Source organism: Streptomyces sp. DH-12 (assembly GCF_002899455.1).
GTDB lineage: Bacteria > Actinomycetota > Actinomycetes > Streptomycetales > Streptomycetaceae > Streptomyces.
Map to the genome: position 1 here is coordinate 4,434,405 of NZ_PPFB01000001.1, position 23,505 is coordinate 4,457,909.

Here is a 23,505-nt window from a genome sequence, read left to right on the forward strand (position 1 = left end):
CGCCGAGGACCCCGGCGTCGTGCGACGACAGGGTCCTGCGCGGTGTGCGGGAGGCGGTTACGCCGCCGTGGTGCTCGCCGAGCTGCCGGAGGATCCGGACGAGGACGAGCCGGAACCGGAGTCCGACGACGAGGAACCCGACGACGAGGATCCGGAGGACTTCGACGACGCCGGAGAGGAGCTCGACGAGGAGCCGCGGCTGTCGTTGCGGTAGAAACCGGAACCCTTGAAGACGATGCCGACCGCAGAGAAGACCTTCTTCAGGCGGCCCTGGCAGTCGGGGCACTCGGTCAGGGCGTCGTCGGTGAACTTCTGCACCGCCTCGAGGCCCTCGCCGCACTCGGTGCACTGGTACTGGTAGGTCGGCACTGTCTTCCTCCTGGCACTCTCACTCAATGAGTGCTAACGACGGTCCATACTGACGCATTCCGAGGGCCTAGTCCACCGCGACGGACTCGCGGTGACCCATGCCACGTGCGACGGTACGCCCGCGCGGATCGCCCGCGAGCCGCGAGCGCAGGGCCAGCAGGGTCGCCAGGGCCAGCAGCGTGCCGCCCATCGGCACCAGGAATCCGGCGCCGTCCCACAGCCGGTCCTCGAACTGTCCGGCGACGGTGACGGCGGTGGCCTGGCCGAGCGCGACGGCGCCGGTCAGCCAGGTGAACGCCTCGGTGCGGGCGCCGGCCGGGACCAGGCTCTCGACGAGCGTGTAGCCGGTGATCAGCGCCGGTGCGATGCACATGCCGACCAGCAGGCCGAGCGCGCCCAGCAGCAGCGCCGAATCCGCCGTCCACAGGGCGGACGCGGCGAGCGCGAGGGCGGCGTAGGCGACGATCAGGCGGCGCTGCGGGGCGGCCTTCCAGGCGATCGCGCCGCAGGCGAGGCCCGCGAGCATGTTGCCGGCGGCGAAGACGCCGTAGAGGACGCCGTTGAGGCCGGGTTCGCCGATGGACTCGGTGAACGCGGCCAGGGAGACCTGCATGCCGCCGAAGACGGAGCCGATGCCGAGGAAGGTCACGATCAGCACCCGCACGCCGGGCACGCGCAGCGCGGAGGCGTTCCGTACGCGCGCGTGGCCGTCGCCGGCCGCGGCGACCGGCGGCTGGGTGCCCTTCTGCGCGGCGAACAGCAGACCGCCGACCAGGGTGAGCGCGGCCTCGGCGATCAGGCCGGCGGACGGGTCGACCGTCGTGCACAGGGCGGTGGCGAGCAGCGGGCCGACGACGAAGGTGAACTCGTCGGTGACGGACTCGAAGGCCGTGGCGGTCGCCATCAGCGGGGAGTCCTTGAGGCGGACGCCCCAGCGGGCGCGCACCATCGGCCCGACCTGCGGCACCGAGGCGCCGGTGGGGACGGCGGCGGCGAACAGCGCCCACAGGGGTGCGCCGTTCAGCGCGAGCGCGGTGAGGGCGAGTCCGGCCGCCGCGTGCACCAGCACGCCGGGCACCAGCACGGCGCGCTGGCCGTGGCGGTCGGCGAGCCGTCCCGTGCAGGGGGCGAACAGCGCCATGGAGACGCCGGTGACGGCCGCGACGGCGCCGGCCGCGCCGTACGAGCCGGTGGTGTGCTGGACGAGCAGCACGATGGAGAGGGTGAGCATCGCGAACGGCTGACGCGCCGCGAAGCCGGGGAGCAGGAACGTCCACGCGCCGCGGGTGCGCAGCAGGCGGCCGTATCCCGGTCGGGAGGTGGCCGCCGAGTCCTTCGACGTGGTGACCGTGGATGCCACGGCCCGTGCCTTTCCGCCACCTGGTAGCGCCCCGCGCGAGGCCGCGCGGCACGCCGAGAGCTGTCCTCTTGCGCTGACTGCGGTAGATACCGGCGCCACAGCTCAGGGCGCCCGGCCGCCATACGGTCGCGCCAGCTCTGCGTCAGGCAGAGTTGGTTCGATCTGGGGTCGTTTGCATGATACAGGGGCGGGAGCGCGTACGCCTGCGGAAGTGAGCACTCTCTCAGCGTCCGGCCTGTGATCCCTCGGTGCTGCGGCCGGTGCCCAGCCAGCCGGCGAGCTTGCCGCCCCGGGCGACCGCGCGCAGCCGGCGCTCCGCCGTGTCCCGCACGGGATCGGTGGCGACGACGAGGAGTTCGTCGCCGCGCCGCAGCATCGTCTCCGGCGACGGTACGAAGGACGTCCCGTCCCGCACGACGAGGGTGACGGCGGACCCGGTGGGCAGCCGCAGTTCGCCGACCTCGACGCCGTGCATGCGCGATCCCGCCGGGACGGTGACCGACAGCAGGTGGCCGCGCAGCCGCTCCAGGGGCGCCGACTCGACGCCCAGGTCGGCCGCGCCGGAGTCGCCGAGCCGCAGCAGCCGGGCGAGACCGGGCAGGGTCGGGCCCTGCACGAGGGTGTAGACGACGACCAGCAGGAAGACGATGTTGAAGATCCGCTCGCTGCCCCGGACGCCCTGCACCATCGGGATGGTCGCCAGGATGATGGGCACGGCGCCGCGCAGCCCTGCCCAGGACATCAGGGTCTGCTCCTGCCACGGCACCCGGAACGGCGTCAGGCACACGACGACGCTGAGCGGGCGGGCCACCATGGTCAGCACCAGCCCGACGACCAGCGCGGGCACGATGTCGTCGGTGAGTTCGTGCGGGGTGACCAGCAGGCCGAGCAGCACGAACATGCCGATCTGGGCGAGCCAGCCGAGCCCTTCGGCGAAGCCGCGGGTGGCGGGCCAGTGCGGCAGCTTGGCGTTGCCGAGCAGCATCGAGGCGAGGTAGACGGCGAGGAACCCGCTGCCGTGGGCGAGGGCGCCGGCCGCGTAGGCGGTGACCGCGATGGCCATGACGGCGATCGGGTAGAGGCCGGAGGCGGGCAGCGCGACGTGCCGCAGGCCCCAGGCGCCGAGCCAGCCGGCCGCGAGGCCGATGGCGGCGCCGATGGCCAGCTCCAGGAGGATCTCGCCGACCAGCACGTACCAGTGCTCGACCGGGCCGGCCGTGGAGAAGGCCACCACCAGGATGACGACGGGGGCGTCGTTGAAGCCGGACTCGGCCTCCAGGGTGCCCCGCACCCGCGCGGGCAGCGGCACCTTCCGCAGCACCGAGAAGACGGCCGCCGCGTCCGTCGAGGACACCACCGCGCCGACGATCAGCGCCTGCCGCCAGTCCAGCCCGGTCAGCAGGTGCGCCGCCGTGGCCGTCACGCCGACGCTCACCGCGACGCCGGCCAGCGCCAGCGCGGACGCGGCGGGCAGGACGGGCCTGATCTCGGTCCACTTCGTGCCCAGTCCGCCCTCGGCGAGGATCACGACCAGGGCCGCGTAGCCGATGACCTGGGTCAGCTCGGCGTTGTCGAACTGGATGTCGCCGATGCCGTCCTGGCCGATGGCGATGCCGATGCCCAGGTACACGAGCAGGCTGGGCAGCCCGCTGCGCGAGGAGATCCGGACCGCCGCGACCGCGACGAGCAGGACGAGCGAACAGACGAGCAGGAGCTGGTTGAGGTGGTGGACAGTCAGCGGCGTTCCTTCCCGGTCCGGGCGCACCCGTGAGGGAGCGCGTGTCCGTCGCGGGCGACGCACCCGTTTCCGGGCCGACCGCTTCCGGGCGGACCGCTTCGGTGCCACGGCGCATCGATGTCACGGCGAACTACTTCGTTACCTTACCTAACTCTTGACGCGTTCTTGACGCGGAGAACGGCAAGATCGAACGCCCGTCCGGGCTGGTTCCCCACTCCGCGTCAAGGGGCGCGGGGCCCTGCGCCTATCGTTGCTCCAGCGCTCAGTTAAAAGCACAGCCTCGACCTGCCGCTCGCGTTAGGACAGCAAGGACAGCGATGCCCACCGACACCACCGCCTCCACGGGTCAGCAGGCCGGCACGTCCGGCAGGAAGAAGGGGCGTAAAGCCCGTCTGGTCGTGCTCGTCCTGGTGCTGGCCCTCATCGGAGGCGTCGCCTACGGGGCGTACTGGTCCGTCAGCACCGTGCGCGCCTCCTTCCCGCAGACCACGGGGACGATCACCCTCAAGGGACTGTCCGGTCCCGTCGACGTCAAACGCGACGGCAACGGCATCCCGCAGATCTACGCCTCCTCCGACGAGGACCTGTTCATGGCGCAGGGCTACGTCCAGGCGCAGGACCGGTTCTACGAGATGGACGTGCGCCGGCACATGACGTCGGGCCGGCTGTCGGAGATGTTCGGCGCGGGCCAGGTCGACAACGACGCGTTCCTGCGCACCCTCGGCTGGGACCGGATCGCGAAGCAGGAGTACGAGGAGGAGCTCGCCCCCGCCACCAAGAAGTACCTCCAGGCGTACGCCAAGGGCGTCAACGCCTACCTGGAGGGCAAGGAGGCCAAGGAGATCTCCCTGGAGTACGCGGCGCTGGACTTCGAGAACGGCTACGCCCCGGGCGAGTGGACGCCGGTCGACTCCGTGGCCTGGCTGAAGGCGATGGCCTGGGACCTGCGCGGCAACATGCAGGACGAGATCGACCGGGCGCTGCTGACCAGCCGTCTCGGCCCGAAGCAGATCGCCGACCTGTACCCGTCGTACCCCTACAGCCGGAACAAGCCGGTCATCCAGGAGGGCGGCTACGACGAGAACAGCGGCACCTTCGAGGCCGAGGGCGGCTCGGGCGACGGCGACGGGTCCGGTGCCGGGGACGGCACGGGTACGGGCGACGGGTTCGGCGCCGGGGACGGCACGGGTACGGGCGACGGCACCGGCGCGGAGATCGGCAACGGCGCGGAGACCGGCGGTCCGGGCTTCGAGAGCCAGCTCACCGGACTGCAGCGGGTGCTGGAGGACCTGCCCGTCGCCGTCGGCGTCAACGGCGACGGCATCGGCTCCAACTCCTGGGTCGTCTCCGGCGAGCACACCGTCTCCGGCAAGCCGCTGCTCGCCAACGACCCGCACCTGTCGGCCTCGCTGCCGTCCGTCTGGTACCAGATGGGCCTGCACTGCCGCAGCGTCTCCGACAAGTGCCGCTACGACGTCACCGGTTACACCTTCGCGGGCATGCCCGGCGTGATAATCGGCCACAACCAGGACATCGCCTGGGGCCTGACCAACTCCGGCGTCGACGTCACCGACCTGTACCTGGAGAAGATCACCGGCGACGGCTACCAGTACGGCGACAAGGTGGTGCCGTTCGAGACGCGCGAGGAGACCATCAAGGTCGCCGGCGGCGCCTCGCGGAAGATCGTCGTCCGTGAGACCGGGAACGGCCCGCTGCTGTCGGACCGTTCCGACGAGCTGGTGAAGACCGGCAAGAAGGCCACCGTCGACCGCGCGGCCCCCGACCGGGGCGACGGCTACGCCGTGTCGCTGCGCTGGACCGCCCTGGACCCCGGCCGCACCATGGACGCCGTCTTCGCGATCAACCGCGCCAAGGACTGGGACGACTTCCGCGAGGCCGCCGAGCTGTTCGAGGTGCCCTCGCAGAACCTCGTCTACGCGGACACCGAGGGCCACATCGGCTACACCCTGCCCGGGAGGATCCCGGTCCGGGCGGAGGACCACGACGGTTCGGTGCCCGCCCCCGGCTGGGACCCCGACTACGAGTGGACCGGCTGGATCAAGCAGGACGAACTGCCCTACGAGTACGACCCGGAGCGCGGCTACATCGTCACCGCCAACCAGGCCGTCGTCGGTGAGGACTACCCGTACACGCTGACCACGGACTGGGGGTACGGCGCCCGCAGCCAGCGGATCGACGACCTGATCCAGTCGAAGATCAAGGACGGCGGGAAGATCTCCACCGACGACATGCGGCAGATGCAGCTGGACAACTCCAGCGCCATCGCCAAGCTGCTGGTCCCCGAACTGCTCAAGATCGACATCGACGACGAGCACGTGCGCGAGGCGCAGAAGCTGCTGGAGGGCTGGGACTACACCCAGGACGCCGACTCGGCCGCCGCCGCGTACTTCAACTCCGTCTGGCGCAACATCCTCAAGCTCTCCTTCGGCCACAAGCTGCCCAAGGAGCTGCGGGTGAAGGGTCAGTGCCTGTGGGTCGACCCGGTCGACACCACCGGCCCGGCCGACGAGGCGCGCAAGGTCCGCGAATGCGGCCAGCGTGCCGCGGACCAGGCACAGCCGGACGGCGGCGACCGCTGGTTCGAGGTGGTCCGCCGGCTGATGGCCGACGAGGACAGCGAGTGGTGGACCACGCCGAAGCGCGGCACCCGGCCCGCCGCGGAGAACCGCGACCAGCTGTTCGAGCGGGCCATGATCGACGCCCGGTGGGAGCTGACCGCCAAGCTCGGCAAGGACATCGACACCTGGAGCTGGGGCCGGCTGCACCGCCTGTTCCTGGACAACCAGACGCTCGGCACCGAGGGCCCCGGCTTCGTGAAGTACGTGCTCAACCGCGGCCCGTGGAAGCTCGGCGGCGGCGAGGCCACCGTCAACGCCACCGGCTGGAACGCCGCCGGCGGCTACGGCGTGGTGTGGGTGCCGTCCATGCGGATGGTGGTCAACCTCGACGACCTCGACAAGTCCCGCTGGATCAACCTCACCGGCGCCTCCGGCCACGCCTACAACGCCCACTACGTCGACCAGACGGACAAGTGGGCCGCGGGCGAACTGCTGGAGTGGGCCTACTCGGAGAAGGCGGTCGAGGACTCCACCACCGACACCCTGGTGCTCGAGCCCTGACCCGCCGCCGCGCACCGCGGACGTGACGACCGGCCCCCACGCGCGCGTGGGGGCCGGTCCGCGTCCTCAGGAGCTTTCCGGCGGGTGCGGCGCGGGACGGCCGAACCGCCGCACCCCGGACGGTGTCACCACCGCGTGCACCGGCCGGTCGTGCGGCTCCTCGGGAACCCGCTCGACGACCTCCCAGTCGTACAGCAGCACCACCAGCGCCGGACGGGCGCCGGCGCGGTCCAGGCGGGCGAGGACACGGTCGTAGGAGCCGCCGCCGCGGCCCAGCCGCATGCCGCGGGCGTCCACCGACAGACCCGGCAGCAGCACGGCGTCCGCCTCCGTCACGGCGTCGGGCCCCAGGCGCTCCCCGGCCGGCTCCAGCAGGGTCATCCGCCCGCCGCCGTGACGCGCCGGCCTCAGGGAGTCCGGTCCCCGGTACACGCCCCACGCCAGGTCGTTGTCCGGCAGCAAGGCGGGCAGCAGGACGCGCACGCCCCGCGCGCGCAGCGCGTCCAGCAGGGCGAGGGTGCCTGGTTCGCTCCCCACGGAGACGTACGCGGCCACCGTGCGCGCCTCGGCCAGCTCGGGCAGCGCGAGCGCCCGGCGGGCCAGGGCGTCGGCGTGCCCGTGAACGTCATCGGCCGTCAACCCGTATCTCACCTGGAGGACATGACGCCGTCGTGTGCGCTTGTCAGGTTCGGGCTGACCCTGGTTCTGTCTCAAGACGATTCCCGTAATGTCTTAATATGCTCATATGAGCAATCCTTGAGCGGAGTTACAGATTCAGGGCAAAGACACCGGCTAGGGTGTCGGCCATGTCTCAGTCACACCCGCGGATCAGCAAGGCTGTCATCCCCGCCGCCGGCCTCGGCACCCGGTTCCTGCCGGCCACGAAGGCCACGCCCAAGGAGATGCTGCCGGTGGTCGACAAGCCGGCGATCCAGTATGTGGTCGAAGAGGCCGTCGCCGCCGGCCTGGACGACGTCCTCATGGTGACGGGCCGCAACAAGCGCCCCCTCGAGGACCACTTCGACCGCAACTACGAACTCGAGTCCGCGCTCGAGAAGAAGGGCGACGGCGAGCGCCTCGCCAAGGTCCAGGAGTCCAGCGACCTCGCCACCATGCACTACGTCCGCCAGGGCGACCCCAAGGGCCTCGGCCACGCCGTGCTGTGCGCCGCCCCGCACGTCGGCGACGAGCCCTTCGCCGTCCTCCTCGGCGACGACCTCATCGACCCGCGCGACCCGCTCCTCCAGCGCATGATCGAGGTCCAGCAGCAGCACGGCGGCAGCGTCGTCGCGCTGATGCAGGTGGCCCCCGAACAGATCCACCTCTACGGCTCCGCCGCCGTCGAGGCCACCGCGGACGACGACGTCGTCCGGCTCAGCGGCCTGGTCGAGAAACCCTCCCGCGAGGAGGCGCCCTCCCACTACGCCGTCATCGGCCGCTACGTCCTCGACCCGGCCGTCTTCGACGTGCTGAGCAAGACCGAGCCCGGCCGCGGCGGCGAGATCCAGCTGACCGACGCCCTCCAGCAGCTCGCCGCGGACGCCACCCTCGGCGGCCCGGTGCACGGCGTCGTCTTCAAGGGCCGCCGCTATGACACCGGCGACCGCGGCGACTACCTGCGTGCCATTGTCCGGCTCGCGTGCGAACGTGAGGACCTGGGAACGGACTTCCGGACCTGGCTCCAGCGATTCGTCACCGAGGAGATGCAGCAACGTTGAGCAGCGCCGCGCCCCGCACCGCAGAACCGGACCGCCTCTGGTCGGTGGACGAGCACCTGGACGACATCCTCGCGACCGTCCGCCCGCTCGAACCCATCGAGCTGAACCTCCTCGACGCACAGGGCTGCGTCCTCGTCGAGGACATCACGGCCCCGGTCTCCCTGCCCCCCTTCGACAACAGTTCGATGGACGGCTACGCGGTGCGGGTCGCCGACGTCGCGGGCGCGAGCGAGCGGTACCCGGCGTCCCTGGAGGTCGTCGGCGACGTCGCGGCCGGCGCGGCCGATCCCGTCCACGTCGGCCCCGGGCAGGCCGCCCGCATCATGACCGGCGCCCCGCTGCCGCCCGGCGCCGAGACCGTGGTCCCCGTGGAGTGGACCGACGGCGGACTCGGACAGGGCCCCGCCGCCGGGATGCGCGCCCGCAGCCTCGCCCCCGACGGCGCCACCGGACAGGTCGGCGTGCACCGCCCCGCGCCCGCCCGCGCGCACGTCCGCGCCCAGGGCGGCGACGTCCGGGCCGGCGACCGCGTCCTGGAGGCCGGCACCGTCCTCGGCCCGTCGCAGATCTCCCTGCTCGCCGCCGTCGGCCGCGGCACGGTCCGGGTGCGCCCCCGCCCGCGCGTGGTGGTCCTCTCCACCGGCAGCGAACTCGTCCAGCCCGACGAGGAACTGCGTCCCGGCCGGATCTACGACTCCAACAGCTTCGCCCTGACCGCCGCCGCCCGGGACGCCGGCGCCATCGCCTACCGCGTGGGCGCCGTCGCCGACGACGCCGAGACCCTCCGCGACACCATCGAGGACCAGCTCGTCCGCGCCGACCTCATGGTCACCTCCGGCGGCGTCAGCGTCGGGGCGTACGACGTCGTCAAGGAGGCGCTCTCGCACGCGGGTGACGAGGACGAGCCCGGCAGCGGCGTGGAGTTCCGCCGTCTCGCCATGCAGCCGGGCAAACCCCAGGGCTTCGGCTCCATCGGCCCCGACCACACCCCGCTGCTCGCCCTGCCCGGCAACCCGGTCTCCGCCTACGTCTCCTTCGAGCTGTTCGTCCGCCCCGCCATCCGCACCCTGATGGGCCTCGAGGACGTCCACCGGCCGCGGGTCCGTGCCGAGCTGACCGCCGAGAAGGCGCTGACCTCGCCGAAGGGCCGCCGCCAGTTCCTGCGCGGCCGGTACGCCGACGGCACGGTCACGCCCGTCGGCGGGGCCGGCTCGCACCTGGTCGCCGCCCTCGCGCGGGCGAACGCGCTCATCGTGGTCCCCGAGGACGTCGAGGACGTGGCGCCGGGCACCGAGGTCGAAGTGGTCCTGCTCGGCTGAGCACGGCCGGTTGGCGGTACCGTGTCGCGCACAGCAGGCCCGTGCCCCGCACCCCGACGGGCCACGACCGGGAGCGCCACACGATCATGACCGTGCCTTCCCGGGGGGACACCCCCGGCACCTTCGACGACCAGTCCCGTCTGACCCACATCGACGAGGCGGGCGCCGCCCGCATGGTCGACGTGTCCGGCAAGGACGTCACCGCGCGCACCGCGCGGGCCACCGGCCGCGTGCTCGTCGCGCCCCGCGTGGTCGAGCTGCTGCGCGGCGAGGGCGTGCCCAAGGGCGACGCGCTCGCCACCGCACGCATCGCGGGCATCATGGGCGCCAAACGCACCCCCGACCTGATCCCGCTGTGTCACCCCCTGGCGCTCTCCGGTGTGAAACTGGACCTGTCGGTCGCGGACGACGCCGTGGAGATCGCGGCGACCGTGCGGACGACGGACCGCACGGGCGTCGAGATGGAGGCCCTCACCGCGGTGTCCGTGGCCGCGCTCACCGTGATCGACATGGTCAAGGCGGTCGACAAGGAGGCGGTCATCACGGACGTGCGGGTGGAGGAGAAGACGGGCGGCAAGTCGGGCGACTGGAGCCGGTCATGACGGCCGCCGCGGCCCCGTACCGGGCTCTGGTGGTCACGGCGTCCAACCGGGCCGCCGCCGGCGTCTACGCGGACACGGGCGGTCCCTTGATCGCCGCGGGCCTGGAGCGGTTCGGCTTCGCCGTCGACGGCCCGCGGGTGGTCCCCGACGGCGACCCCGTGGAGGCCGCCCTGCGCGCGGCCGTCGACGCCGGATACGACGTCGTCGTCACCACCGGCGGCACCGGCGTCTCGCCCACCGACCGCACCCCCGAGGCCACCCGCCGGGTGATCGACCGCGAGATCCCCGGCATCGCGGAGGCCGTCCGCGCGTACGGCCGGGACAAGGTGCCCACCGCCGCCCTCTCCCGGGGCCTCGCGGGAGTCGCGGGCGGCACGCTGATCGTCAACCTCCCCGGCTCCAGCGGCGGGGTGAAGGACGGCCTCGCCGTCCTGGAGCCGCTGCTGAGGCACGCCGTGGACCAGCTGCGCGGCGGGGACCACCCCCGTCCGGACACCGGTGACGGAGGTGCGCGCTGAACCCCCCGTACTGGCCGGTGGAACTGGTGGACGGCGACATCGTCCTCCGCCCGATAAAGCTGCGCGACCAGAAGGCCTGGCGCGAGGTGAACCGCCGCAACCGCGACTGGCTGCGCCCCTGGGAGGCGACCATCCCGCCGCCCACGCCCAGCGGCCCGGTCACCCACCGCCCCACCTACCGGCAGATGGTGCGCCACCTGCGCTCCGAGGCGAACGCGGGCCGCATGCTGCCGTTCGTCATCGAGTACCGGGGCCGCCTCGTCGGGCAGTTGACGGTCGCCGGGATCACCTGGGGCTCGATGTGCTCCGGGCACATCGGCTACTGGGTGGACGAGGCCGTGGCCGGACGGGGCGTGGTGCCGACGTCCGTGGCGATGACCGTCGACCACTGTTTCCGCACCGTCGGACTGCACCGCGTCGAGGTGTGCATTCGCCCCGAGAACGGGCCGAGCCGCCGGGTCGTGGAGAAACTCGGATTCCGCGCGGAAGGGATGCGTCCGCGCTATCTCCACATCGACGGCGCGTGGCGCGACCATCTCGTGTTCGCGCTCACCGCGGAAGAAGTCCCCGACGGCCTGCTCGCCCGCTGGCGCCGTACCCGCGCGCAGGAGCGGTCCCGCGATGAGCTGCCCGGACACGAACGGCGCGACCGGGGAATCCCGCACGGCCCCGGTAATTGAATATACGTTCGAATTGTGGCGCGGGGAGACCGACTGCGAGCCGGCAATTACCGCGTTCCGGCCCCTGTCCGATCGCATCCATCACAAGAAAATTTCGAAATATCAGCCAGATCGTGCGACACACCGGCCCAATTGGCCTATGGCCCCGTGCCAACCCCTCTACGGTGTGAGACGTGAGCAGCAGCGGCCTCATCTACGCAGTCATCGTCGGGGCCTGGGCCGCCTACTTGGTGCCGATGTGGCTCCGTAGGCAGGACGAGCTGAACGAGGCACGTCCGACGGAACGCTTCAGCACCGCCATCCGACTGCTGTCCGGACGGGCGGGGATGGAGCGCCGGTACGCCAAGGACCTGCGGGCGCGCTCCGCCGACGAGGGGGAGCGGAGCGTCCACGACCCGGACGCGGTCACCGACTCGGTGGACGTCCGGGCCTTCGCCGTGTCCCAGACCCGTCCGCAGACCCAGGTGCCCGTGCCGGCCCCGCCCGGGGAACGGCCGGAACCCGGCCACGGCGGGCGGGCCCCGCAGGAGCGCGGCGAACCGCACACCGCCGGCCCGCACCCCGCCGAGACGGCCGCCGCACGGGGGCCGGCCGCGCAGGACCGCGTCCCCGCCGCGCGCCGCGCCCCGGACGCCGCCCGCCGGGACCGCACCGCGCAGGCCGCCGCCGAGCGCGCCCGGCGCTCGCAGGTGCTCGCGCGCCGCCGCCGCACCACCACGATGCTGTTCCTCGCCTTCACGGCCGGCGCGATCGTCGCCGCCGTCGGCGGGCTGGCGTTCCTGTGGGCGCCCGGCGTGCCCGCCATACTGCTCAGCGCCTACATCGCCTACCTGCGCTCCCAGGAACGCCGCCGGTTCGCCTACCAGATGGACCGCCGCCAGGCCGAGGCCGCCGCGCAGCGGCTGCGCGAGCGGCGGCCCCGCCGCCGTCCCGTCGTCGACGAGGCCGACCCGGACGAACCGGAGGGCCCGGAAGCGGGCGCCGACACCGACCCCGACCTGTCCGCGCTCGCCGCGGACCGGCGCGCGCTGGTCGAGCAGACCGACCACGCCGAATGGGTCGACCAGCAGCGCGAGCGCAGCCGGCGGCCCGGCCAGGGCGGCGACAGCTGGGACCCGGTCCCCGTCCCGCTGCCCACGTACGTGACGGCCCCGGTCGCTCCGCGCGCCTCCGGCGACGTCGATCTCGGCGCCCCGGACACCTGGAGCTCCGCCCGCTCCAGCGCCGTACCGGTGGACGGGACGCAGGCGGCGGCCGAGGAGCCGCAGCCGCCGCCGGCCGACGACCAGGACGCCGGCGACGGCCGCAGCGACGCCCGCCGCGCCGCCTCCGCCCGCCGCTCCCGCGAGCGCGGACGCACCCCGCTCTTCGACCAGTACGAGGACGGCGACCGCCCCAAGGCCGCGAACGAGTAGCACCCGGACAACGGATTTTTGAGCACCCCGATCGGGATGCTAAAGTTTCACTCGTTGCAAGGGCCTGTGGCGCAGTCCGGTAGCGCACCTCGTTCGCATCGAGGGGGCCAGGGGTTCAAATCCCCTCAGGTCCACGCAACGAAGCCCCGGCCGGGTTCACCCGGCCGGGGCTTCGGCTTGTCGCACGGCAGTGAGGACGTTCCCGCCCGCAGCCGCTACGCCGGCCCGTCCGCCTCACCGGTGGTCCGCCTCGCCCGCAGCCGCTGAACCCCTATGACGGTCCACAGCGGGGCCGAGAAGCCGGCGCACACCAGCAGGACCCACGAACTCCCCGACTCCGGGCGCTCGACGAGCCACACGACGGCTGTCGCCGCCCAGCACCCGGCGAGGACGAACGCCGCTGTCGGACCGGCCAGGAACCGGCGCTTCTCCACGACGCCCCCTCCGTTCCGGACGGCTTCTACCCGATGCCGGTCATGTCCAGCACCTTGGCCTGGTCCGGGGGCCGCACGTCCAGCGGCTCGTCGAAGGCGCTGAACGACGTGGTGGTGACCCGCTCGCCGTCCTTGTGGACGACCTTGAGGATGTACGGCTTGCCCTCGGCGGCGATGTGGAAGGTGAAGGAGCCGTCCTCGCCGTCGGCCACCTCCACCGAGGTCGCCGGTGTCCCGTCGACCTCGGTCGGTCCGCTCCTCTCGTCCACCTCGCCGAACGAGGCGAACTCGTACGTGCACTGCGCGAGCCCGTCACCCGGCTCCGACTCGCTCACAGGGGTCTTGACCCAACGCCCCTGTTCGCCCGCGCCGGACATCTGCCGCCCCGACTCCTCCAGGTAGGCCCGGTTCGGGCGCACGTAGTCCGACCCGTCGATCCGGATCTGTTCCAGGCGGGAACCCGAGGGTCCGCTCGACGTGAACGTGCACGTGTCCTTGAGGTCGGTCGTGAGGCGGGCGGACAGCTTCCCGGCCTCGGTCGTCCTGGTGACCATGTCGACGGTCACCGATGTCAACGCGTTCATCGCGGCGTTCGCGTCGTCGAGCAGTTGACCGGCGGAGCGCGACTCCGCCGCGCCGTCGCCGGAACAGCCGGTCACGGCGGCTCCCGTCACCAGGCACGTCAGAGTCGCTGTCACAGCGGCCGGGATCTTTCGCATGAGGCCCCCCTCGGGTGAGAAACGGACCGATCATGCTACGTGACCTGGACGGATGCCCCGCGGGACGCCAACTGCGGCTTTCACTCCCTGTCTTGGGCACGCCGGCGTCGCGCCTGATACGCCGTGAAGGCGCGTTGCGGGTGGTCCGTACAGCGCTGGACAAGGGCCGCGCCGTCCGTGGGCTGTCGGCGGCCGGCCTCCGCGACTGGTGCCCGGGAAAGCGGCGGGGCGGACGGGCGGAGGCCGCCCCGCAGCGGCGATACGGCAGTGGAGCGGAGCCGTCAGCCGGCGGTCCCGTCCGCGTTCTCCGGGGCGTCGGTCAGTGGTTGCTCCACGACGAAGGATCCCTTGCCCCGTACGGTCACGATGAGTCCGCGCTCACGGAGCTCCTGCGCTGCTCGCCGTGCGGTGAGTCGTGCTACCCCGTACTCATCGGCGAGGTGATTCTCCGAAGGGATCGGCCTGTCCGGCGCCAACTCACCTGACTCGATCTTCTTGGCGATCACGTCAGCCAGTTGAACATAGAGCGGTCGGGCGCTCATCGGGTCCAGAGTCGGCTTAGAGTCCGCTGTATCGCTCATATGTCCACCGTAGGCATGGCATCACATCCACTAACGAGTGGATCTCTCTGCACTTGTATGTAGAGGGATACAGACGGCTGTAGCTTCGTAGACAAGAAAACCCCGGCGAGGTGGCCAGACCTCCCGGGGCGCGGCCAACGCTGCAAAGGAGCGTCGACATGCACGACCTTATCCGCCGCCTCGCCCATTGGCTGGGCCTTCTCTTCGGTCCCGGCACCGGAACCCACCGCGCAGGCGACCCCCGCCCCGCGTACCTCACCGCCGGCCCCGCCCCCACCGCCGACTCCGTCTGCCTCCCCCTCCACCGCTCTCCGTACCGCCTGCACCTCCCCCTCGACGGCGCAGACTCCCGTCTCGTCCGCCCCTACCTCACCGACCGCGAACAGGAACGCGCACGTCAGCGGCGCCGCAAGGTCACCCTCGTCCTCGCCGCCGACTTCGGGATCGACCTCGACCAGCACATCCTCGGCGCGGGGAAGGTGGCCGCCTGATGGAGCCGTACACCTCGCTCCGGCTGCTGCCCTGGTCCACGCCGGACGGAAAGCCCTGCTACCTCGCCAACGGCGAGGACGGATACGTCTCGCGGCTGGCTGACGAGAGGGAGGCCCAGCAGCTCGCCGACGGCCTGGACGTGCTCGAGCGCGCCCGGCGCGTGCTGGAGGACCCGCTGTCCCCGCACGTCGAGGTGCGGTATGGCGCCATCCGGCTCACCGAGTGCCTCGCCGACGCCCTGCGTATCGCGGAGTCCCGCGGGCGACGTCTGCCCCGGCCCGCCGCCGAAGGCGGCGACCACGACGTCACCACGCCCGGTGACGCCCCCGGGGGCGCCCCCATCCCGGAGCGGTCCTCCTGACCGGCGTCCCCACCACCCCGCTCCGTACGCGGCCTGGAGTTCGGTGAGGCACGCCCCCGGGCACGCCTTACCGCAGCTTCTTGGCGTAGCAGCGGCTGGACTCGTGGAAGCGGTAGTAGCCGAACTTCTCGCAGGGCTCGTAGCCGCTGGAGGTGTAGAGGGCGATGGCCTCCGGCTGCTTGGTGCCGGTCTCCAGGACCATGCGGACGCGGCCGGCCGCGCGGGCGTCCTCCTCCAGGGCGGCGAGGATGCGGCGGGCGAGGCCGCGGCCGCGCATCTGCTCGACGACGTACATGCGCTTCAGCTCCGCGTCGCCGTCGCGGTTGCCCTCGCCGTTGGCGTCCTGGACGCGCCAGCCGCCGGAGGCGACCGGGACGCCGAGTTCGTCGTAGGCGATCAGGTAGGTGCCGTTGGGGGGCCGGAAGTCCGCGGGGTCCATGGGGGTTTCGTCGCCGCCGTCGCCGTAGCGGACGGCGTACTCGGCCTGGACCTCTGCGTCCAGTTTCACAGCGTCGGGGTGGTCGTAGGGGACCGGGCGGATTTCCATGACGAACACCGTAAAACATGCCCGGACCTGCGCGTGTCGTATCGTGCCCTGGTGCTCACTGTGACCTCTGTCAACGTCAATGGACTCCGCGCCGCCGCAAGGAAGGGCTTCGTGGAGTGGCTCGCCGGGACCTCCGCCGATGTGCTGTGCCTCCAGGAGGTGCGGGCCGAGGCGGCGCAGCTGCCGGAGACGGTGCGGGAGCCCGAGGGCTGGCACGTCGTGCACGCGCCGGCCGCCGCCAAGGGGCGCGCGGGCGTCTCGCTGTACACCCGGCGCGAGCCCGAGCGGGTCCGGGTCGGGTTCGGCTCGGCGGAGTTCGACGGCAGCGGGCGGTACGTGGAGGCGGATCTGCCCGGTGTGACCGTCGCCTCCCTGTACCTGCCGTCCGGCGAGGCCGGCACGGACCGGCAGGACGAGAAGGTGCGCTTCATGGACGAGTTCCTGGCCTACCTCAAGGAGCTGCGGGAGAAGGCCGCCGCCGACGGCCGTGAGGTCGTGGTCTGCGGCGACTGGAACATCGCGCACGAGAAGGCCGACCTGAGGAACTGGCGCGGCAACACCAAGAACTCCGGCTTCCTGCCCGAGGAGCGGGAGTGGCTCTCCCGCGTCCTCGACCCGGCCGACGGCGGCTACGTCGACGTGGTGCGGGCCCTGCACCCGGACGTCGACGGGCCGTACTCGTGGTGGTCGTACAGAGGGCGGGCCTTCGACAACGACACCGGATGGCGCATCGACTACCAGATGACGACCCCGGGCCTCGCGGACCGCGCGGTGAAGGCGTACGTGGAGCGGGTGGCCACGCACGCCGAACGCTGGTCGGACCACGCGCCGGTGACGGTGGTGTACGCGTAGGCGGCCCACGGGCGACGAGCCGCCGGGTACGCGGGCCCGCGCGTGGCCCCGCCAAGCGTGCGGCCGCCCCGGGGCGGCCGGGCGGCCGTGGCCGTCACCTCCCGTCCGGCGGGGGAGGCAAGATGCCGCAGAGGGCGTCGAACGCCGCTTTGAGACCGTGGTCGGGGGGCGCGGCGTAGCCGACGACCAGGCCGTCGCGGGCGGGCATGGTGGCGGCCGGGTGCCGGAAACCGGCGAGTGAGTCCACCGCGACGCGCTGCCGGGCCGCGGCCTCGGCCACGGACCGCTCGGTGCCGGGCGGCAGGTTCAGCACCGCGTGCAGGCCCGCGGCGATGCCCGTGGGCGCGATGTGCGGTGTCCGGCGGGCGAGGAGCGCGACCAGACGGTCCCTCCGGTCCCGGTAACGCTGCCGGGTCCGGCGGATGTGACGGTCGTAGTGGCCCGACTCGATGAAATCGGCGAGGGTCAGCTGGTCGGTGACCCCCGCCCACGCCTCGCGCTCCCCCTTGACGCGCAGCACGGGCTCCACCAGGTGCTCCGGCAGCACCATCCAGCCCAGTCTCAGCGCGGGGGAGAGGCTCTTGCTGAGCGAGCCCAGGTACACGACGTGCTGCGGGTCGAGTCCCTGGACGGCGCCCACCGGCTCCCGGTCGTAACGGAACTCCCCGTCGTAGTCGTCCTCCAGCAGCACGCCCCCGGCCGTGCGCGCCCAGTCCACCGCGGCGGCCCGCCGCTCGGGGTGGAGCGCTCCCCCGGTGGGGAACTGGTGGGCGGGGGTGAGCAGGGCCGCCCGCACACCCTTCAGTGTGGACAACTCCTCGGTGCGCGCGCCGTGTTCGTCGAGCGTCAGTGGAACGGTCCGGACCCGTGCCGCCGCCAGGAGCGACCGGTGGAACGGCAGCCCGTAGGACTCCACGGCCAGGGGGCCGCGCACCACCTTGCCGTCGAAGAGCAGGCGCAGGGCGTGCGCGACGCCGGAGCACACGACGATCGTCCCGGGGCGCGCGCGGACGCCGCGCACACGGGACAGGTATCCGGCGAGGGCGCGCCGCAGTTCCGGCCGTCCGCGGGGATCACCGGGCCCGAACGCCTCGTGGGGCGCGGCGTTCAGCGCCCGCCGGGCGGAGGCCAGCCAGGCCGTACGGGGGAAGGAGGCGACGTCGGGCAGTCCCTGCCGCAGGTCGTGGACGGGTGGTTCCGGGGAGGCCGGCACGGGTTCGGGAACGCGCGGGGGAGCGGCCGGCCTCGCTCCGGGCGCCACCCGGGTCCCCGACCCCTGACGGGCGACCAGCCAGCCCTCGGCGACGAGTTCGGCGTAGGTCTCGGCGACGGTGTTGCGGGCCAGTCCGAGGTCGGCGGCGAGCGACCGGTAGGGAGGGAGCCGGGCGCCCGGTGCGAGCCGTCCCTCCCTGATCGCCTCACGCAGCGCACGGCCGAGCACGGCGCGGCGGCTGCCGCCTCCGGCCGGGTCCAGGTCCAGATGGAGGTCGCTGCCGGCGCGCCCGGCGTGATTGACCCATGAATCCGTCACGGGAATGCACCCTACGCAGGGTCATTGCCACGCCTAGCGTGGTGGTCACGGGGAACGGGGCCCGGCGCGACGCCGGGAGGCCCGGTGCCGGCCCGCACGGGCCCGCGCGGTGCCGCTCCCCGTTGCCGCACCCCCGACCACGCCCGAGGAGAACCCTGTGTCCGAGAACGCCGCGAACGCGTCCGCCCGTCCCGTCCTCGTCCGCGCCGACTCCGCCGAGACGCTGCGGGACGGGGCCGCCAGCCTCATCACCCTGCTCGCCGACTCCGACGGGACCCAGGGAGCGCTGACGGCCAACCGGGCCACCCTGCGCAAGGGCTCTCCCGGCGCGCCCGCCCACTTCCACACCAGGGCGACCGAGATGTTCTTCGTGCTCGGCGGCAGCCTGCGCGTGCTGCTGGGCGACCGGATCGTCACCCTGGGGGCGGGCGACTTCGTGACGGTGCCGCCGCGGCTGCCGCACGCCTTCGCCCCGGCCCGGGACGAGGAGGCCGACGTGCTGGTCGCCTTCACCCCCGGCATGGACCGCTTCGACTACTACCGTCTGCTGGAGCGCGTCCACCAGGGCGAGGCCACCGTCGAGGACATCAGGGCCAGTTCCGAGCGGTACGACAACCACTACTGCGCCAGCCCCCTCTGGCAGGCGGAGGTGGCCGGGGTCTGACCGGCCGCCGGGAAGGCCCCCCCCGGCCTCCGGCGCGGCTCAGTCCCGTGTGCGCAGCCTCCGGTCCAGCGCCAGCGACAGCTCCGCGTCCACCACGCTGCGGGCCAGCGGGCGCAGGCGGTGGAGGGCCTCCTCCGGGGCGTGGCGGAGGATCAGGCCGGCGAAGAGGTCGGCCAGCGCGTCGGCGTGGGTGCGGACCTCCGCGCCGGCGCGGAGCACCTCGCCGAGCGGGATGCCCTCGCGGACCAGCGCGGACGACACCTCCAGCAGGCGGCGGCTGATGTGGACGATCTCCTCGCCGTCGACGCCGAGGTAGCCGAGGTCCAGGGCGGCGGCCAGGTTCTCGGGGGTGACCTCGCCCGCGAAGTGGTCGGCCAGCTCCTCGGGGGTCAGGCGGACCGGGGTCTCCTCGGTGGGGACCTCCACGCCGAGCAGGTCGCCGACGTCGCGCCCGTTGTCGAAGGCCTCGGCCAGCTCCGCTATGCCGTTCAGCGTGTGGCCGCGCTCCAGCAGCGCGGTGATGGTGCGCAGCCGGGCCAGGTGGTGGTCGTCGTACCAGGCGATGCGGCCCTCGCGGCGCGGTGGCGGGATCAGTTTCCGCTCGCGGTAGAAGCGGAGCGTGCGCACGGTGATGCCGGCGAGCCGCGCCAGCTCCTCCATGCGGTACTCGCGCCGCCGCGTGGGTTCCTCGGTGTCGTCTGCCACACCTGAACCCTAGGTCGTACCGGCGGTAACTTTCCTCGCGCACCCCCTACCCATGAGTACGGCACTGCTCTACGCTCCCCATTGCGCCAGTGTTCACTGGCATGGTTCGGAGCGATGCGCGGAGGCTTTGGGATGGCCGAGCACGAGCATGTACGGGTCGCGGTGATCGGGTCGGGTTTCGGCGGACTCGGGGCCGCCGTACGGCTGCGCCGCGAGGGGATCACCGACTTCGTCGTCCTGGAACGGGCCGGCAGCGTCGGCGGCACCTGGCGCGACAACAGTTACCCCGGGTGCGCCTGCGACGTGCCGTCGCACCTGTACTCCTTCTCCTTCGCGCCCAACCCCGACTGGCCGCGCTCCTTCTCCGGCCAGGAGCACATCCGCGCCTACCTGGAGCACGTCACCGACGTCTTCGGGCTGCGCCCGCACCTCCGCTTCCACGCAGAGGTGAAGCGGATGACGTGGGACGCCGAGCGGCTGCGCTGGGACATCGAGACCACCGGCGGGAACTGGAGCGCGGACGTCGTCGTCTCCGCCACCGGGCCGCTGTCCGAGCCCAGGCTGCCGGACGTCCCCGGCCTCGACGCCTTCCCCGGCAAGGTGTTCCACTCCGCCCGCTGGGACCACGACTACGACCTGCGCGGCAAGCGCGTCGCCGTGATCGGCACCGGCGCCTCCGCGATCCAGATCGTCCCGTCGATCCAGCCGCAGGTGGGCCGGCTCACCCTGTTCCAGCGCACCCCCGCCTGGGTCCTGCCCCGCATGGACCGGCCCATCGGCGCCGCCGAGCGCGCCGTGCACCGGGCGCTGCCCTTCACCGCCAAACTGCGCCGCGGGGTGCTCTGGGGCCTCCGGGAGCTGCAGGTCCAGGCGTTCACCAAGCACCCGGGCGAGCTCGGCTTCGTCGAGCAGCTCGCCAAGCGGAACATGGCGCGGGCCATCAAGGACCCGGCGCTGCGCGCCAAGCTCACCCCGGACTACCGCATCGGCTGCAAGCGGATCCTGCTGTCCAGCACGTACTACCCGGCGCTCGCGCAGCCCAACGTGGACGTCGTCGCGAGCGGGCTGAGCGAGGTGCGCGGCTCCACCCTGGTGGCCGCCGACGGCACCGAGGCCGAGGTCGACGCGATCGTGTTCGGCACCGGCTTCCACGTCACCGACATGCCGATCGCCGAGCGGGTCGTCGGTCCCGGGGGCAGGACCCTCGCCGAGTCCTGGGCGGGCGGCATGCAGGCGCTGCGCGGCGCCTCCGCGGCCGGTTTCCCCAACTGGATGACGATCATCGGCCCCAACACCGGCCTCGGGAACTCCTCGATGATCCTGATGATCGAGTCCCAGCTGACCTACATGGCCGACTACCTGCGTCAGCTCGACGTCCTCGGGGGCCGGGTCGCCCTCGACGCCCGCCCCGGCGCGGTGCGCGCCTGGAACCACCGGGTGCAGGAGCGGATGAAGCGCACGGTGTGGAACACCGGCGGCTGCACCAGCTGGTACCTCGACGCCAGCGGCCGCAACACCACCATCTGGCCCGGCACCACCGCCGAGTTCCGGCGTGCCACCCGCCGCGTCGACCTCGCCGAGTACACCGTGCTGCGCGCCCCCGCCGAACGGCCGGAGGCCGGCACGGAGAGCGCGGAGGTGGCCGCATGAGCCGCCCCGCCCCCGTCACCACCGGGCGTTACGCACCGCCCGTCCCGGTGCGCGAGCTGACCGCCGTCTCCGCCGACGGCGCCCCGCTCCACGTCGAGGTGCACGGCCCCGAGGGCGCGCCCGCCGTCGTCCTCGCGCACGGCTGGACCTGCTCGACCGCGTTCTGGGCCGCGCAGATCCGCGAACTCGCCGCGGACCACCGGGTGATCGCCTACGACCAGCGCGGTCACGGACGCACCCCGGCGAGCCCCGCGTGCAGCACGGAGGCGCTCGCCGACGACCTCGAGGCCGTGCTCACCGCCACCCTCGCCCCCGGCGAACGGGCCGTGGTCGCCGGGCACTCCATGGGCGGCATGACGGTGATGGCCGCCGCCGGCCGGCCCGCGTTCCGTGAGCACGCCGCCGCCGTCCTGCTGTGCAGCACCGGCAGCGGGCGGCTGGTCGCCGAGTCGACCGTGCTGCCGCTGCGGCCGGGCCGGTCGCGGACCTGGATGACCGCGCGCATCCTCGGCACCCGCGCCCCGCTGGGCCCGGTCACGCCGCTCGCCCGGCGCATCCTCAAGTACGGCACCATGGGCCCCGCTTCGGCGCCGGACATGGTGGAGGCCTGCGCCCGCGTCGTGCACGCCTGCCCGCGCACCGTGCGCCACGCCTGGTCGCACGTGCTCGCCGGCCTCGATCTCGACGACGCCGTGCGCGAGGTGAGGGTGCCGGCGGAGATCGTCGTCGGCGCCGCCGACCGGCTCACCCCGCCCGTGCACGCCCGCGCGCTCGCCGCCGCGCTGCCCGACTGCCGCGGCGTCACCGAACTGCCCGGCGTCGGCCACATGACGCCCGTCGAGGCGCCCGACCTGGTCACCACGCGGATCCGGGACCTCGTCGCCGCCCACGTGAGTGCCCAACAGCCCGCCGTACCCGTCGAGGAGAGCGCATGAGCAGGGTCAGTCTCGAAGGCAAGGTCGCCGTCGTCACCGGGGCGGCGCGCGGGGTCGGGGAACTGCTGGCCCGCAAACTCTCCGCGCGCGGTGTGAAGGTGGCGCTGGTCGGCCTGGAGCCGGACGCGCTGAAGGACGTCTCCGCCCGGCTGCACAGCGACAGCGACCACTGGTACGCGGACGTCACCGACCACGAGGCGATGGCGCGGGTCGCCGGGGAGGTGCGGGAGCGGTTCGGCCGGGTGGACATCGTGGTCGCCAACGCCGGTGTGGCGACGGGCGGTCCGTTCACCGAGTCCGACCCGGACGCCTGGCGGCGGGTGATCGAGGTCAACCTCGTCGGGTCCGCCGTCACCGCGCGGGCGTTCCTGCCGCTGCTCACCGAGACCCGCGGCTACCTGCTGCAGATCGCGTCCCTCGCCGCGATCACCCCGGCGCCGATGATGACGGCCTACTGCGCCTCCAAGTCCGGTGTGGAGGCGTACGCGCACGCGCTGCGCGCCGAAGTCGGGCACCAGGGCGTGAAGGTGGGCGTCGGCTACCTGTCGTGGACGGACACCGACATGGTGCGCGGCGCCGACCAGGACGACGTCATGCGGGAGTTGAGGCAGCGGCTGCCGTGGCCGGCCAACAAGACCTACCCGCTGGGGCCCGCCGTGGACCGGCTGGTCGCCGGTGTCGAGCGGCGTGCCGGACACGTCTACGGACAGGGCTGGCTGCGCGGCATGCAGAGCATCCGCGGCTGCCTGCCCGCCCTCATAGGCACCGTGGGGCAACGGGAGATGAAGCGGTTCGCGGGCCGGCTCGACGGTCTGCGCATCGGGCTGGTCGGAGCGGGCGGCAACGCCGACGAACAGCATCGCGCTACGGTCCGTGACTGATCGACATGCGCGGGGTGACCGCCCGTGTGAATCTGGTCGGGCAAGTTCCCCACCCCACCACGGGAGTGAACCCACATGGGTATGAAGGACCAGATGCAGGAGAAGGCCGGGCAGTTCCAGCAGCAGGCCAAGCAGCGCGCCCAGCAGGGCAAGGAGCAGCTGCAGAACCGCGGCCGCCGTCGGGACGACGAGACGGACCCGCAGCGCCGCCGCGAGTCCGAGGAGCGTTTCGACCAGGACCGCGAGGTCTGACGCTCGCGCACCCGGACAGTGACGTGCCGTAGGAAGGGGTGC

25 protein-coding genes and 1 tRNA gene are annotated in these 23,505 nt (G+C 72.8%); 16 read left to right on the plus strand and 10 right to left on the minus strand.

Going from position 1 to position 23,505, the window contains the following annotated elements; all coding sequences use genetic code 11:
* Positions 1–57: 57 nt before the first annotated feature.
* The 3 genes from C1708_RS18955 to C1708_RS18965 all read right to left on the minus strand — a co-directional run bounded on the left by C1708_RS18955 (position 58) and on the right by C1708_RS18965 (position 3,494).
* A complete protein-coding gene (locus C1708_RS18955; RefSeq protein WP_106413793.1) occupies positions 58–369 on the minus strand; it encodes an FmdB family zinc ribbon protein in 312 nt (103 codons plus the stop codon).
* 67 nt (positions 370–436) lie between these two features.
* The gene (locus C1708_RS18960; RefSeq protein ID WP_106413794.1) at positions 437–1,729 is read right to left on the minus strand and encodes an MFS transporter; all 1,293 of its coding nucleotides are present in this window, start codon (positions 1,727–1,729) and stop codon (positions 437–439) included.
* Positions 1,730–1,952: 223 nt separating this feature from the next.
* Entirely contained in the window at positions 1,953–3,494 is a 1,542-nt protein-coding gene (locus tag C1708_RS18965) for a potassium/proton antiporter (protein WP_106413795.1), read from the minus strand.
* Positions 3,495–3,784: 290 nt separating this feature from the next.
* Here C1708_RS18965 and C1708_RS18970 point away from each other — a divergent pair, with 290 nt between their 5' ends.
* Entirely contained in the window at positions 3,785–6,607 is a 2,823-nt protein-coding gene (locus C1708_RS18970) for a penicillin acylase family protein (protein ID WP_106413796.1), read from the plus strand.
* Between the two features lie 66 nt (positions 6,608–6,673).
* Here C1708_RS18970 and C1708_RS18975 read toward each other — a convergent pair whose 3' ends face one another.
* Positions 6,674–7,246 carry a 5-formyltetrahydrofolate cyclo-ligase gene (locus tag C1708_RS18975; protein WP_241911288.1) on the minus strand — a complete coding sequence of 191 codons (573 nt, stop codon included), beginning with the start codon at positions 7,244–7,246 and terminating at the stop codon, positions 6,674–6,676.
* 167 nt (positions 7,247–7,413) lie between these two features.
* Here C1708_RS18975 and galU point away from each other — a divergent pair, with 167 nt between their 5' ends.
* From galU to C1708_RS19010, 7 genes are all read left to right on the plus strand, one after another.
* Entirely contained in the window at positions 7,414–8,325 is a 912-nt protein-coding gene (galU, locus tag C1708_RS18980) for a UTP--glucose-1-phosphate uridylyltransferase GalU (RefSeq protein WP_106413798.1), read from the plus strand.
* Entirely contained in the window at positions 8,322–9,644 is a 1,323-nt protein-coding gene (glp, locus tag C1708_RS18985; protein WP_106413799.1) for a molybdotransferase-like divisome protein Glp, read from the plus strand. The genes galU and glp overlap by 4 nt, the downstream gene beginning before the upstream one ends.
* An 86-nt stretch (positions 9,645–9,730) precedes the next feature.
* Positions 9,731–10,246: a cyclic pyranopterin monophosphate synthase MoaC gene (gene moaC / locus C1708_RS18990; protein ID WP_106416368.1), complete on the plus strand. Its 516-nt coding sequence runs from the start codon at positions 9,731–9,733 to the stop codon at positions 10,244–10,246.
* Positions 10,243–10,764 (plus strand): MogA/MoaB family molybdenum cofactor biosynthesis protein, encoded by a 522-nt coding sequence (locus C1708_RS18995; RefSeq protein ID WP_106413800.1) that lies wholly within the window; start codon positions 10,243–10,245, stop codon positions 10,762–10,764. The genes moaC and C1708_RS18995 overlap by 4 nt, the downstream gene beginning before the upstream one ends.
* A 17-nt stretch (positions 10,765–10,781) precedes the next feature.
* Positions 10,782–11,444 (plus strand): GNAT family N-acetyltransferase, encoded by a 663-nt coding sequence (locus C1708_RS19000; RefSeq protein WP_106413801.1) that lies wholly within the window; start codon positions 10,782–10,784, stop codon positions 11,442–11,444.
* A gap of 173 nt (positions 11,445–11,617) precedes the next feature.
* Positions 11,618–12,859 carry a divisome protein SepX/GlpR gene (sepX, locus tag C1708_RS19005; protein WP_106413802.1) on the plus strand — a complete coding sequence of 414 codons (1,242 nt, stop codon included), beginning with the start codon at positions 11,618–11,620 and terminating at the stop codon, positions 12,857–12,859.
* 60 nt (positions 12,860–12,919) lie between these two features.
* Positions 12,920–12,993 (plus strand) — tRNA-Ala (locus C1708_RS19010).
* Between the two features lie 81 nt (positions 12,994–13,074).
* Here C1708_RS19010 and C1708_RS19015 read toward each other — a convergent pair.
* The 3 genes from C1708_RS19015 to C1708_RS19025 form a co-directional block, all read right to left on the minus strand.
* Complete coding sequence (locus C1708_RS19015) at positions 13,075–13,293, minus strand: hypothetical protein (RefSeq protein ID WP_106413803.1); 219 nt, start codon at positions 13,291–13,293, stop codon at positions 13,075–13,077.
* A 26-nt stretch (positions 13,294–13,319) separates the two neighbouring features.
* Positions 13,320–13,991 (minus strand): hypothetical protein, encoded by a 672-nt coding sequence (locus C1708_RS19020; RefSeq protein ID WP_241911289.1) that lies wholly within the window; start codon positions 13,989–13,991, stop codon positions 13,320–13,322.
* A 302-nt stretch (positions 13,992–14,293) separates the two neighbouring features.
* Entirely contained in the window at positions 14,294–14,593 is a 300-nt protein-coding gene (locus C1708_RS19025) for a GntR family transcriptional regulator (protein ID WP_241911290.1), read from the minus strand.
* Positions 14,594–14,751: 158 nt separating this feature from the next.
* On the opposite strand from C1708_RS19025, the gene C1708_RS19030 reads away from it, so the two are divergent.
* Positions 14,752–15,084, plus strand: a complete 333-nt coding sequence (locus C1708_RS19030; protein WP_106413805.1) for a hypothetical protein — start codon at positions 14,752–14,754, stop codon at positions 15,082–15,084.
* Positions 15,084–15,446, plus strand: a complete 363-nt coding sequence (locus C1708_RS19035) for a hypothetical protein (protein WP_241911291.1) — start codon at positions 15,084–15,086, stop codon at positions 15,444–15,446. Before C1708_RS19030 ends, C1708_RS19035 begins: the two co-directional genes overlap by 1 nt.
* Before the next feature lie 67 nt (positions 15,447–15,513).
* Here C1708_RS19035 and C1708_RS19040 read toward each other — a convergent pair whose 3' ends face one another.
* Complete coding sequence (locus tag C1708_RS19040) at positions 15,514–15,993, minus strand: GNAT family N-acetyltransferase (protein WP_106416370.1); 480 nt, start codon at positions 15,991–15,993, stop codon at positions 15,514–15,516.
* 51 nt (positions 15,994–16,044) lie between these two features.
* On the opposite strand from C1708_RS19040, the gene C1708_RS19045 reads away from it, so the two are divergent.
* Positions 16,045–16,845, plus strand: coding sequence for an exodeoxyribonuclease III (locus C1708_RS19045; RefSeq protein WP_106416371.1), 801 nt, complete (start codon positions 16,045–16,047; stop codon positions 16,843–16,845).
* A 94-nt stretch (positions 16,846–16,939) separates the two neighbouring features.
* Here C1708_RS19045 and pdxR read toward each other — a convergent pair whose 3' ends face one another.
* Positions 16,940–18,376 (minus strand): MocR-like pyridoxine biosynthesis transcription factor PdxR, encoded by a 1,437-nt coding sequence (gene pdxR / locus C1708_RS19050; protein ID WP_106413806.1) that lies wholly within the window; start codon positions 18,374–18,376, stop codon positions 16,940–16,942.
* 157 nt (positions 18,377–18,533) lie between these two features.
* On the opposite strand from pdxR, the gene C1708_RS19055 reads away from it, so the two are divergent.
* A complete protein-coding gene (locus C1708_RS19055) occupies positions 18,534–19,040 on the plus strand; it encodes a cupin domain-containing protein (protein ID WP_106413807.1) in 507 nt (168 codons plus the stop codon).
* A gap of 39 nt (positions 19,041–19,079) precedes the next feature.
* Here the strand turns inward: C1708_RS19055 and C1708_RS19060 are convergent, their stop codons facing one another.
* Complete coding sequence (locus C1708_RS19060; protein WP_106416372.1) at positions 19,080–19,700, minus strand: MerR family transcriptional regulator; 621 nt, start codon at positions 19,698–19,700, stop codon at positions 19,080–19,082.
* A gap of 177 nt (positions 19,701–19,877) precedes the next feature.
* Here C1708_RS19060 and C1708_RS19065 point away from each other — a divergent pair, with 177 nt between their 5' ends.
* The 4 genes from C1708_RS19065 (at position 19,878) to C1708_RS34445 (ending at position 23,463) form a co-directional block, all read left to right on the plus strand.
* On the plus strand, positions 19,878–21,395 hold the full coding sequence (locus C1708_RS19065; RefSeq protein WP_106413808.1) for a flavin-containing monooxygenase: 1,518 nt from the start codon (positions 19,878–19,880) through the stop codon (positions 21,393–21,395).
* Entirely contained in the window at positions 21,392–22,330 is a 939-nt protein-coding gene (locus C1708_RS19070; RefSeq protein WP_106413809.1) for an alpha/beta fold hydrolase, read from the plus strand. The genes C1708_RS19065 and C1708_RS19070 overlap by 4 nt, the downstream gene beginning before the upstream one ends.
* Positions 22,327–23,211 carry an SDR family oxidoreductase gene (locus C1708_RS19075; RefSeq protein ID WP_106413810.1) on the plus strand — a complete coding sequence of 295 codons (885 nt, stop codon included), beginning with the start codon at positions 22,327–22,329 and terminating at the stop codon, positions 23,209–23,211. Before C1708_RS19070 ends, C1708_RS19075 begins: the two co-directional genes overlap by 4 nt.
* A 75-nt stretch (positions 23,212–23,286) precedes the next feature.
* Complete coding sequence (locus tag C1708_RS34445) at positions 23,287–23,463, plus strand: hypothetical protein (RefSeq protein WP_167743360.1); 177 nt, start codon at positions 23,287–23,289, stop codon at positions 23,461–23,463.
* The last annotated feature ends 42 nt before the right edge of the window (positions 23,464–23,505 follow it).